Genomic DNA, 12,387 nt, shown 5'->3' with positions numbered 1-12,387 from the left:
AGATGTTGCTTCGCAAGAAATATTTTAGGGAAATAGAATCTTAAATAGATTTCTGGACCGTTTAGGTCCTTAGATTTTACATGAAGATTTCCTCTAAGATTTCTTGCGTAAGCAACATAAAACAAATATTTAACTAAAATCTTTGACGAAAATGCGCTCGAGTTCCTCGCTTTTGGGGAGGGTTTTATTTTGGATCGCATCGGAGATGCTCGAAATCTTAACTAGAATCTTTAGAAGAATCTTTAACTAGAATCTCTTTTCCGTGTTCTCCGTGTGGTCCGTGGATGTTTTTGGGGTTGCTTCGCAAGATGTTTTGGAGTAGCGAAGACAGAGTGAGAGCGCGCTTTCACTATGCTGAGTCACGACAAAACAAACCATAGGTAAATCTTTGGAGGAAATCTTTTTTAAGATGTTGCTTCGCAAGAAATAATTCAATTACCAAGAAACTATAATCTTTAAAGAAAATCATTGACCAAAATGCGCTCGAGTTCCTCGCTTTTGGGGAGGGTTTTACTTTGGATCGCATCGGAGATGCTCGAAATCTTAACTAGAATCTATAGAAGAATCTTTAACTAGAATCTTTTTTCCGTGTTCTCCGTGTGGTCCGTGGATGTTTTTGGGGTTGCTTCGCAAGAAATCTTTGGAGGAAATCTTTAATAAAATATGGCCTATGGCCAGAAATAATCTATCATTCAGCCTCCATAAATATAATCTTTAACTATAATCTTTGACGAAAATACGCAACAGTACGTTGCTTTGCAGGAGGGGTTTCTTGGGGATCGCATCGGAGATGCTCGAAATCTTAATGAAAATCTCAAAGAGAATCTTTAACTAGAATCTATAAACATTAAACTATAACCTATAAACTTTAAACTATAACCACTAACCTATAACCCATTACCACTAACCTATAAACTATAACCTATAACCTATAAACTAAACACTCCGTGTTGTTAGGGTTAAGGTTATCGTTAGAGGTTGAAAGATTACCGGTTTTTGTGGTGTTCGAACCAGCGGTGGGTGTAGAGGTTGTAGATGAGCATGGCGAGGGAGACGAGGATCAGGGAGGTGGTCAGGGAGGTGGTGTAGCGGGAGGCAGGGAGGGCGTAGGTGATGCCGACGCCGAGGGCGATGCCACTCTCCCATGCCAGCATATAGGTGCTCTGGGAGGTGCCACGCTGACAATGGCGACTGAGTTTGATGAAGAACAGGAGGAAACGGGAACCGATGAGGCCGATGGCGATGCCTATCAGGGCGGCAGCGATGAAGTCGGAGGATGCTGTGGGACGTACCATCAACAGGAGGAGGGCTGCCAAGAACAGGATGAGGCCACTGACAACCTCACTCTTGAGTTCTGCATCACGGAAGACGAAACGACAGGCTAACAGGGCGAAGAGGTAGCCAACCATGATACCGGCATAGAAATCGATGGTGGTGGCTAATGCCAGGACCATACCTACTGCCACGGAGATGAGGAGCAGGTTGACGAAAAGGATGAAGCCACTGCCTAACCAGAAACGGTCGGTGCTGAACAAAGTGACATGATCGGAAGGGGCACGGAACGGGAATTTCACCATGCGGATCAACAGGAAAGCGAATAAGGCACAGCCTACCGCCATCCATAAAGCATCAGGAACAGGCATGTGGAAATGGCGGGTGGCAAAAAGACCTGCCAACGGACCGAGGGACAGGGCGAAACGTCCGAACCACGACATGCTGTGGTTTGCCTCGGTACGGAGGTAGGACTCACAGGTGTCGATGACGAGGGTGCTGGAGAGTATCATCTGTGCCAAACCGAAGGTGGCACCTTGTACCAATCGCAACAGCATGACGAGGGGGAAGGTGGCAGAGGGCCACCCACCGTCAAAGAGATACCATAGGACACCAAGACATGTCGCCATGATGACGATAGACCAGAGGCATACCTTGTTGCGCCGATAGTGCTGCACAAGGAACGAACAGAAGGGACCGAAGAGGAACAAGCCCAAGGCGAAGACCGCCATAGATCCCCCTGTTTCTACCGCCGTGAAATGTCCGTTATCCTCCAAGCATTGCGGCAACAGCGGATAGAGGATATAGACCGACATAGACAACAGCAGGTTTGCTAAAGCCATCTGCCAGAACTCTCTATGCCAGAGGCGGATATGAACAGGGGTATTCTGTGCGTTCATCGGGGTATAGTGCGATTAGTAAGACTCGTTATCGTTGGGGAAATCGCCTGTTTTCACATCACCCACATACTGTCCTACAGCATCGGTGATGGTATCATGGAGTTGGGCGTAATGGCGGAGGAACTTCGGTTTGAAGCCCTTGTTCATTCCCAGCATATCGTGTACCACGAGGACCTGTCCGTCGCAGCCATTACCTGCACCGATACCGATGGTAGGAACGGTGAGTTCGCGAGACACCTGTGTGGCAAGTGCAGCAGGAACCTTCTCCAGGGTGACAGCACAGCAGCCAGCCTCTTCAAGGGCATGGGCATCAGCCAGGAGTTTGGCAGCCTCAGCCTCCTCTTTCGCACGCAGTCCATAGCCACCGAAGACATTCACAGACTGTGGGGTGAGACCGAGGTGACCCACTACGGGGATGCCCGCACCGACGATGCGGCGTATCATATCGGCAATCTCTGCCCCACCCTCTATCTTCACGCCATCGCAACCTGTCTCTTTCATGATGCGTACCGCATTGCGTACACCATCATCGGCAGTCACCTGATAGCTACCGAAGGGCATATCGCAGACCACAAAGGCACGTTTGACAGCTCTTACCACCGAACGAGCATAGACAATCATCTCATCGACGGTGATGGGGAGTGTGGTGGCATTGCCAGCCATGACATTAGAAGCGGAATCGCCAACGAGGATGGCATCAACGCCAGCCCCATCGACAATACCTGCCATCGTAAAATCGTAAGAGGTGAGCATGGCAATTTTCTCACCTTTTTGTTTCATTTCCTTTAATCGACATGATGTGACTTTTCGGGTGTCACTAACCAAATATCCTGCCATTATATCTTATTAATTATTAGAGTTTTGGAATATATTCGCTAAAGTCTTTGATAACCTCATCGCTGAGTGGTGCAATCTGTTCCGGTGCATTGGTTGTAGCCAGTGCCACGACAGTCATGCCTGCGGCACGTCCGGAGCGCAGTCCGTTGAAGCTATCTTCGAAGACCACGCAGTCGGTGGGGTTAACCCCAAAGCGTGCTGCTGCCTTCAGGTAGCAGTCAGGATGCGGTTTGGAGTATTCGAAGTCCTCGGAAGTGAGGATGGCATCGAAATAGGTTTTGAACTCAGGATGTCGGCGATAGACATTCTCCATCTTGGCTTGGTTGGAACTGGTGACGACAGCGGTCTTCACGCCATGGCTACGCAGTAGTTTGATGGTCTGTTCGAAGCCTTTCACATAGAGATAGTCCATCTCCTCTTCATATTTATTCAAGCGTTCTGTGATGAGGGTTCGTTTGTCTTTCAGGGGTCCATCGAACCATGCGTCATAGATTTGGTCGAGTGTCTGGCCTTTTATTTCGTGTTCCAGTCCGGGGTGTTCTGGATGGAACTCTCTGCACTGTTGTCCCCAGAAGATTGTGTATTGGGGTTCTGTATCGAAGACGACTCCATCCAAGTCGAATAATGCTGCTTTCATGTTGTTGTTATCTTAAAATCGGCTGCAAAGGTACATATTTTATAAGCAACAACCAAGAAAATCTCTCACTTTAAATTATTATGTCTCACGGAGGACAAGGATCATCGGAATTTAAACGGAATTTAAACGGATATTTTTTTTGTTGCGCGAGCGCAAGAAATCTTTGGTGGAAATCTTTTTTAAGATGTTGCTTCGCAAGAAATATTTTAGGGAAATAGAATCTTAAATAGATTTCTGGACCGTTTAGGTCCTTAGATTTTACATGAAGATTTCCTCTAAGATTTCTTGCGTAAGCAACATAAAACAAATCTTTAACTAAAATCTTTGACCAAAATGCGCTCGAGTTCCTCGCTTCTGGGGAGAATTTTATAATGGATCGCCTTACAGGCTCGACATCCTAACTATAATCTTAAAAATAATCTTCAACTAGAATTTTTTCCGTGTTCTCCGTGTGATCCGTGGATTATTTTCCGGAGTACACCTGAAGGGAATAAATAAAAAAACTTAAAACGACGAATAAACAGGTTGATATTCAAGTAATTTTATTATCTTTGCATTCGAAACCGCTGTTTCAGAAATGGCGGTTTCGGAAAAATTTCCATCGAAAAAGAAGTTCTAAATATGTAGTATTATGAAATTTTTTGGAAGAGATAACGAAATAAAAGAGTTGCAAGAAACAAGAAACCTGTCTTTGCAAACGGCTCGTTTCACTATCGTGACTGGACGCAGACGTAGCGGAAAGACTTCCTTGTTGATAAAAGCATACGAGGATGTGCAGGATATGCTGTATTTTTTTGTTGCAAGAAAATCAGAAGCAGAGCTCTGCAGAGATTTTATCGAAGAGATGACAAGCAAGCTACAGCTTCCTATTCTCGGCGAGGTTACACGTTTTGCAGACATTTTTAAATATCTGCTGCAACTGTCCAAGACTCGTCCTATCACACTCGTCATTGATGAGTTTCAAGATTTCAAGCGGGTTAATCCCTCAATCTTTTCAGACATGCAAAAGATTTGGGATCTCAACAAACAGGAAGCTCATATCAATCTCGTGGTCTGCGGTTCTGTTTATTCGTTGATGAACATCATCTTTAAAAACAACAAACAACCTCTCTACGGCAGGCAGACTGGAGAAATAAAAGTCACTCCATTTCCCCCTTCTGTCATTAAGGAAATTCTCTCTACATATAATCCATCCTACACCAACGAAGATTTACTGGCACTATACAGTTACACTGGCGGTGTGGCAGAATATGTTGAAATGATGATGGATACAGGAGCCACGACCAAGGAAGAGATGACAGAGAGGTTTGTTGCCAAAAACTCTTATTTCATATACGAAGGGAAAAATATGCTGATAGAAGAATTTGGCAAAGACTATGCCCGTTATTTCGAGATATTACAACTTATCGCTTCTGGTCACACGACTCGTAGTGAAATTGAAAGTATCATGAAAACAGAACTTGCGGGCTATCTCACCAAACTGGAGAATGACTATTGCTTGATATCCCGTTATACCCCGATGTTTCAAAAGACCAATCGAAACATACGTTATCAGATAGAAGACAACTTCCTTCGCGTTTGGTTTCGCTACATCTATAAATATGGATATATGATAGAGGTTGGCGCTAATAAAAAACTAAAGATGCTTATTGACAAGAACTACACCACATACACCGGTAAGGTTCTGGAAAGATATTTTACGGCAAAGATGATAGAAAGTGAAGAATATACTCAGATTGCTTCCTGGTGGGACAGAAAAGGCGAGAACGAAATTGATATTATCGCTGCCGATGAACTGGAAAAGAAAGTTATTTTTTATGAGGTAAAACGCCAAGCCCAGGATATCAACCTCGGTATCTTAAAAGATAAAGCTGAGCATTTCTTTCAGACTACAGGTAAATTCAAGAAATTCAATATTGAATACCAAGGTTTGTCGATGGAGGATATGTAATCCACGGATCATCGGATCATCGGATCATCGGATCATCGGATTGTTTTCGTTAAGCCATGAGCAGAATAAAGCTCGCTTTAATTATGCCGTGGCGAGAAAACAAAGGCGTAGCCAATTTAGACGGAATTTAGACGGATGGTTTGGGGTTGCCTGTCGGCAAGAAATCTTTGGAGGAAATCTTTTATGAGATGTTGCTTCGCAAGAAATAATTCAATTCAATTAGCCTCCATAAATATAATCTTTAACTATAATCTTTGACAAAAATGCGCTCGAGTTCCTCGCTTCTGGGAAGGATTTTTATGGGGATCGCCTTACAGGCTCGAAATCTTAAATAAAATCTTGAAAATAATCTTTAACTAGAATCTATAAACATTAAACTTTAAACTATAACCTATAACCTTTAAACTATAACCTTTAAACTATAACCTTTAACCTATAAACACTAAAAACTCCGTGTCTTCTGTGTGATCCGTGGATTTTTTACCGGAGCACAATAAAAAAGGAAAACGGGGGTTTATTTTGTATTTCACTCGATTTGCACTAACTTTGACCTGAAGGCGAAGGTAGGCGGCATCTCGGAAATAAAAATAAACCGGGGTTTATTTTGTATTTCACTCGATTTGCACTAACTTTGACCTGCGATCGAAGGTACTTTCACTCGGATATAAAAATAAACGCGTGTTTATTTTGTATTTCGCTCGCTTAATCGTACCTTTGATTTGCAATCCAAGGTACTCTCGTTCGGGAATAAAAAAGAAAACCGAGTTTTCTTTTTGTATTCCGCTCACTTATTCGTACCTTTGCAACGAAATTGAAAAAAGGAAGATTTTGATAGAGAAACATATAGTATTAGAGGATATTGATCCTGTGGTGTTCTATGGAGCAGGGAACGCACATCTGCAGATGATGAGGGCGCTGTTTCCTAAACTTCGCATTGTGGCACGAGACAATGTGATCAGAGTGCTTGGCGATGAGGAACAAATGGCGGCATTTGAAGAGAGTGCCGAGAAAATAAGACAACACGTGCTGCAATTCAATGCACTGCAAGCAGAGGACATCCTCGATATCGTGAAAGGACACCGTACCAAGGACGAAGTACCGGACGGTGTCGTCTGCTATTCTATGGCAGGAAGACCTATCAAGGCACGGTCGGAGAACCAACAGGCATTGATAGATGCCTATAACGATAACGATATGGTGTTTGCCGTGGGACCGGCAGGAACGGGAAAGACATACCTCTCTATCGCCCTGGCGGTGAAAGCTCTGAAAGAGAAGACAGCGAAGAAAATCATTCTGTCACGACCTGCCGTGGAAGCCGGCGAGAAACTGGGATTCCTTCCCGGTGACATGAAAGATAAGATAGACCCATACCTGCAACCACTCTATGACGCCCTGGAGGATATGTTGCCACAGGTGAAACTGCAGGATATGATGGAGAAGCACATCATACAGATCGCGCCATTGGCGTTTATGCGCGGACGCACCCTGTCTGATGCGGTCGTCATACTGGATGAAGCACAGAACACCACCCCCCAGCAGATACGTATGTTTCTGACACGCATGGGATGGAACACCAAGATGATCATCACCGGTGATATGACACAGATAGACCTGCCACACGAACAGAAGAGCGGACTGAAAGAGGCGCTCTCCATCCTGCGAGGCATCGAAGGAATAGGCGTGGTGGAACTCAACAGAAAAGATATCGTGCGCCATAAACTCGTGACACGTATCGTCAACGCCTACGAGAAGTTTGATAAAAAAACCAAATAAAGATGAAAGCATTAACAAGGACTGACTTCAACTTTGAAGGACAACAGAGTGTGTACCACGGAAAGGTACGCGACGTTTACAACATCAACGACGACCTGATGGTCATGGTTGCCACAGACCGTATCTCGGCCTTTGACGTAATCCTGCCCAAAGGTATTCCCTTCAAGGGACAGGTGCTCAACCAGATTGCAGCGAGATTCCTCGATGCCACCAGCGACATCTGCCCCAACTGGAAACTCGCCACACCAGACCCCATGGTGACTGTCGGTCTGAAATGTGAAGGTTTTCGCGTGGAGATGATCATCAGAGGCATTCTCACCGGTTCGGCATGGAGAGACTACAAGAACGGATGCAGAGAGATCTGCGGTGTGAAACTGCCCGAAGGCATGAAGGAGAACCAGCGTTTCCCAGAGCCTATCATCACCCCAACAACAAAGGCTGATGAGGGTCACGACCTGAATATCTCACGCGAGGAGATCATCGCACAGGGTATCGTATCAGCAGAAGACTATGCTGTGATGGAAGACTACACCCGTCGCCTCTTTGCACGCGGACAGGAGATTGCCGCCAAGCAGGGCCTCATCCTCGTAGATACCAAATACGAATTTGGAAAGCGCGATGGAAAGGTATATCTCATCGACGAGATCCACACCCCCGACTCCTCACGTTACTTCTATGCTGACGGCTACGAAGAGAAATTTGAGAAGGGAGAGCCCCAGAAGCAGTTGTCGAAGGAGTTTGTACGCCAGTGGCTCATCGAACATAACTTCATGAACGAGCCCGGACAGACCATGCCAGAGATTACCGATGCCTATGCAGAGAGCGTCAGCGAGCGCTATATCGAACTCTATGAGCATATCACCGGAGAGAAATTTGTCAAGGCCAGCGACAACGACGATATCGCTGCACGCATCGAGAAGAATGTTGCCAACTATCTGAAGACAAGATAAAGGATGTATCAGCAAGAGACGATCAAGCCCTATCACGAGGGCGAGAAGACAACGCAGGTGGAGCAGATGTTTGACAACATCGCTCCCACCTACGATACCCTAAACCATCGTCTCTCGTGGGACATAGACCGGGGATGGCGGAAGAAAGCCATCGGTCAACTGGCACCCTATCAGCCACAGACCATCCTCGATATTGCCACAGGAACAGGCGATTTCGCCATCTTAGCCGCCAAGCTGTTGAAGCCCACCACACTCATAGGGGCAGACATCAGCGAGGGCATGATGGAGATCGGGCGTCAGAAAGTGGAGCAGGAAGGCCTGCAGGACATCATCTCGTTTCACAAAGAAGACTGTCTGCACCTCTCCTACGACAGCGATACCTTCGATGCCGTGACGGCAGCCTTCGGCATCCGTAACTTCGCAGACCTCGACCAAGGACTCCGAGAGATCTGCAGGGTATTGAAAACCGGAGGCCATCTGAGTATCGTGGAACTCACCACCCCCGTGGCATTCCCCATGCGCCAACTCTTCCACCTCTACTCCCATACCGTGCTCCCCCTCTATGGCAGACTCATCTCTAAAGACAGTTCCGCCTATTCGTACCTCACCCGTACAATCGAGGCATTCCCACAGGGAGAACAGATGGTAGGAATACTGAAGAAAGCAGGATTTGCCGAAGCCTCCTTCCGACGACTGACCTTCGGCATCTGCACCATGTATCAAGCAACGAAATAGAACAATACATAGACAAATGGATAAATACGGACTCATCGGCTATCCCCTTGGCCACTCCTTCTCCATCAGCTATTTCAATCAGAAATTTGCTGATGAAAGCATCGATGCAGTTTATGAGAACTTTGAAATTCCGACCATCGACTCACTTCCCGAAGTACTCGACTCCAACCCGAACCTCAAAGGACTCAATGTGACCATCCCCTATAAAGAGAAGGTCATCCCCTTCCTGGACACCATCTCTCCAGAGGCACGCGCCATCGGAGCCGTCAACGTGATACGGGTGACACACACGGGGAAAGAGATCACGCTGAAGGGTTATAACTCAGACGTGATAGGATTCACGAAGAGTATAGAACCCATGCTCGACAAGAAATGGCATAAGAAAGCCCTTATCCTCGGTACAGGAGGAGCGTCGAAGGCCGTCAACTACGGGTTGCATAACCTTGGACTTGAGACCGTGTTTGTCAGCAGATACGAGCGCCCCGACACGATACAGTATGAACGCATCACCCCTGATGTCATCAAGGAATATAATGTGATCGTCAACTGCACCCCTGTGGGCATGTATCCCAAGACCGAGGCCTGTCCGATGCTGCCCTATGACGCGATGGACAGCCACACCATCCTCTATGACCTCATCTACAATCCCGACGAGACCCTCTTCATGAAGAAAGGAGCAGCGCGTGGAGCCAATGTGAAGAACGGCCTGGAGATGCTCCTGCTGCAAGCTTTTGCCAGTTGGGAGTTCTGGCACGAGAAATAAGACAACCACCTATTTAAATATTAGATTATGGACAACAGATATATGATGCGCGGTGTCAGTGCCGCCAAAGAAGATGTTCACAACGCCATTAAGAACATCGACAAAGGAGTCTTCCCACAGGCTTTCTGTAAAATCATCCCCGATATATTAGGAGGGGATCCCGAATACTGTAATATCATGCACGCAGACGGTGCAGGAACGAAGTCATCACTCGCCTACCTCTATTGGAAGGAGACTGGTGACCTCAGTGTTTGGAAGGGTATCGCACAGGATGCCATCGTGATGAATACCGACGACCTGCTCTGCGTAGGAGCCGTTGACAACATCCTGGTGAGTTCGACCATCGGACGCAACAAGAAACTCGTTCCCGGTGAGGTCATCTCCGCCATCATCAACGGCACCGACGAACTCTTGGGAGAGTTGCGTGAGATGGGAATCGGCATCTATCCCACAGGTGGTGAGACAGCCGATGTGGGCGACTTGGTGCGCACCATCATCGTGGACTCTACCGTCACCTGCCGCATGAAGCGCAGCGATGTCATCGACAATGCCAATATCCGTCCCGGTGATGTCATCGTAGGACTGTCGTCAACAGGCCAAGCCACCTACGAGAAGCGTTACAACGGCGGTATGGGCAGTAACGGACTGACGTCAGCACGCCATGATATGTTTGCCAAATACCTGGCAGAGAAATACCCTGAGAGTTTCGACCATGCCGTCCCCGACGAACTCGTCTATAGCGGTAAATACCAACTGACCGACGCTGTAGAGGGATCCCCTGTGGATGCCGGACAGCTCGTGCTCTCCCCCACCCGCACCTATGCTCCTGTCATCAAGAAGCTCCTTGATGAGTTGCGCCCAGAGATACACGGCATGGTACACTGCACCGGTGGAGCCCAGACCAAGGTATTGCATTTCGTGAGCGACAACTGTCGTGTAGTGAAAGACAATATGTTCCCCGTCCCCCCATTGTTCCATGCCATCCACGAATGTTCGGGCACCGACTGGCGTGAGATGTACCAGGTATTCAATATGGGACACCGTATGGAGATCTACGTACGTCCAGAAGTGGCAGAACGCGTCATCGCCATCAGTAAGTCGTTTAACATCGACGCACAGGTCGTGGGCCATATCGAAGAAGGTCAGAAGAGTCTTACTATACAATCAGAATTCGGAACATTCAACTACTAAATGGAAAGTAACAGCATATTACAGAAACTCGACGGACTAGAGGCACGTTTTGAGGAAGTGTCAACACTCATCACCGACCCATCTGTCATTGCCGACCAGAACCGTTTTGTCAAGCTCACCAAGGAATACAAAGACTTGGGAGATATCATGGATGCCCGCAAGCGTTATATCGCCTGTCTGAACAGTATCAAGGAAGCCAAGGATATCCTTGCCAATGAGGACGATGCGGAGATGAAGGAAATGGCACGTGAGGAACTCTCGGAGAACGAGCGCCTCCAACCCCAGTTGGAAGAAGAGATCAAGATCGCCCTCATCCCGAAAGATCCGGAAGATGCCAAGAATGTGCAGATGGAGATCCGCGCAGGAACAGGAGGTGATGAGGCAGCCCTCTTTGCCGGTGACCTCTTTAAGATGTACAAGAGCTATTGCGACTCGAAGGGATGGAACCTCTCCATCACCTCGGTATCGGAAGGTGCAGTAGGCGGTTTTAAGGAAATAGACTTTGCCGTGAGCGGTGCTGATGTCTATGGTACGCTGAAATACGAATCGGGTGTACACCGCGTGCAACGTGTACCAGCTACCGAGACCCAGGGTCGTATGCATACCAGTGCCGCCACTGTTGCCGTACTTCCCGAAGCCGATAAGTTTGAAGTACATATCAACGAAGGAGAGATCAAATGGGACACCTTCCGCAGTTCCGGTGCAGGAGGACAGAATGTGAACAAGGTAGAATCGGGTGTGCGTCTGCGTTATATGTGGAAGAATCCGAATACCGGTGAGACCGAAGAGATCCTCATCGAGTGTACGGAGACCCGTGACCAGCCTAAGAACAAAGAGCGTGCGTTGTCGCGCCTCTATACCTTCATCTACGACAAGGAGCATCAGAAATATGTGGATGACATCTCATCACGTAGAAAATCGCTTGTCTCTACCGGAGACCGTTCTGCCAAGATCCGTACGTATAACTTCCCACAGGGTCGTGTCACCGACCACCGTATCGGTTATACGACACACGACCTACAGGGATTCCTCGGCGGAGACATCCAGGCGATGATCGATGCCCTCACCGTAGCAGAGAATGCCGAGCGCATGAAGGAGAACGAACTCTAAATCAATAATAACATGGGACAGTTTTATACCAGACGAAACGACGAGAAGGATGACAACAAGAAGACTGTTGCCGCCGAGGAATTCGTGAACCTCATAACCTCTATGAAACGTACGACAGACCAGCAAAAAGAACCTCCAAAAATGATGTGACCCCAAAAAGTTGGACGGTTTATCTTATTTGTTTTGATGTTGTTTCCTGTATTGTACAGGACTCATGCCGAGCCTAAGCTTAATTCTCTTGTTGTTATAGTACGAGATATATTCCTCCA

12 protein-coding genes are annotated in these 12,387 nt (G+C 47.2%); 8 read left to right on the top strand and 4 right to left on the bottom strand.

Going from position 1 to position 12,387, the window contains the following annotated elements; translation table 11 throughout:
- Window positions 1-986: 986 nt before the first annotated feature.
- Genes CIK96_RS02965 through CIK96_RS02955 form a run of 3 tightly spaced genes read right to left on the bottom strand, consistent with a single transcriptional unit; the run spans window position 987 to window position 3,645 of the window.
- Window positions 987-2,171 carry an MFS transporter gene (locus CIK96_RS02965; protein WP_094439554.1) on the bottom strand — a complete coding sequence of 395 codons (1,185 nt, stop codon included), beginning with the start codon at window positions 2,169-2,171 and terminating at the stop codon, window positions 987-989.
- Window positions 2,172-2,186: 15 nt separating this feature from the next.
- The gene (panB, locus tag CIK96_RS02960) at window positions 2,187-3,008 is read right to left on the bottom strand and encodes a 3-methyl-2-oxobutanoate hydroxymethyltransferase (protein ID WP_094435884.1); all 822 of its coding nucleotides are present in this window, start codon (window positions 3,006-3,008) and stop codon (window positions 2,187-2,189) included.
- 16 nt (window positions 3,009-3,024) lie between these two features.
- Window positions 3,025-3,645, bottom strand: coding sequence for an HAD family phosphatase (locus CIK96_RS02955; protein ID WP_094390931.1), 621 nt, complete (start codon window positions 3,643-3,645; stop codon window positions 3,025-3,027).
- Window positions 3,646-4,276: 631 nt separating this feature from the next.
- Between CIK96_RS02955 and CIK96_RS02950 the strand changes: the two genes are divergently transcribed.
- The 8 genes from CIK96_RS02950 to CIK96_RS13170 all read left to right on the top strand — a co-directional run bounded on the left by CIK96_RS02950 (window position 4,277) and on the right by CIK96_RS13170 (window position 12,268).
- Window positions 4,277-5,596 carry an ATP-binding protein gene (locus CIK96_RS02950; RefSeq protein WP_094439552.1) on the top strand — a complete coding sequence of 440 codons (1,320 nt, stop codon included), beginning with the start codon at window positions 4,277-4,279 and terminating at the stop codon, window positions 5,594-5,596.
- 828 nt (window positions 5,597-6,424) lie between these two features.
- Window positions 6,425-7,369, top strand: a complete 945-nt coding sequence (locus CIK96_RS02945; RefSeq protein WP_094439550.1) for a PhoH family protein — start codon at window positions 6,425-6,427, stop codon at window positions 7,367-7,369.
- Between the two features lie 2 nt (window positions 7,370-7,371).
- Window positions 7,372-8,319, top strand: a complete 948-nt coding sequence (locus tag CIK96_RS02940; protein WP_094435892.1) for a phosphoribosylaminoimidazolesuccinocarboxamide synthase — start codon at window positions 7,372-7,374, stop codon at window positions 8,317-8,319.
- A 3-nt stretch (window positions 8,320-8,322) separates the two neighbouring features.
- Window positions 8,323-9,054 (top strand): bifunctional demethylmenaquinone methyltransferase/2-methoxy-6-polyprenyl-1,4-benzoquinol methylase UbiE, encoded by a 732-nt coding sequence (ubiE, locus tag CIK96_RS02935; protein WP_094439548.1) that lies wholly within the window; start codon window positions 8,323-8,325, stop codon window positions 9,052-9,054.
- A 16-nt stretch (window positions 9,055-9,070) separates the two neighbouring features.
- On the top strand, window positions 9,071-9,817 hold the full coding sequence (locus CIK96_RS02930; protein ID WP_094390926.1) for a shikimate dehydrogenase: 747 nt from the start codon (window positions 9,071-9,073) through the stop codon (window positions 9,815-9,817).
- 27 nt (window positions 9,818-9,844) lie between these two features.
- A complete protein-coding gene (locus tag CIK96_RS02925; protein ID WP_094390925.1) occupies window positions 9,845-11,008 on the top strand; it encodes an AIR synthase-related protein in 1,164 nt (387 codons plus the stop codon).
- Entirely contained in the window at window positions 11,009-12,118 is a 1,110-nt protein-coding gene (prfA, locus tag CIK96_RS02920; protein WP_094390924.1) for a peptide chain release factor 1, read from the top strand.
- 12 nt (window positions 12,119-12,130) lie between these two features.
- Complete coding sequence (locus CIK96_RS13170; protein ID WP_158214821.1) at window positions 12,131-12,268, top strand: hypothetical protein; 138 nt, start codon at window positions 12,131-12,133, stop codon at window positions 12,266-12,268.
- Between the two features lie 24 nt (window positions 12,269-12,292).
- Here CIK96_RS13170 and CIK96_RS02915 read toward each other — a convergent pair.
- Window positions 12,293-12,387, bottom strand: a 95-nt coding sequence (locus CIK96_RS02915; RefSeq protein WP_144007458.1) for an IS3 family transposase, incomplete at its 5' end; no start/stop codon positions are given.

Origin of the sequence: Prevotella sp. P4-98, from assembly GCF_002251405.1 — a bacterium.
GTDB lineage: Bacteria > Bacteroidota > Bacteroidia > Bacteroidales > Bacteroidaceae > Prevotella.
This window is presented reverse-complemented; position numbering and strand designations above follow the sequence as displayed.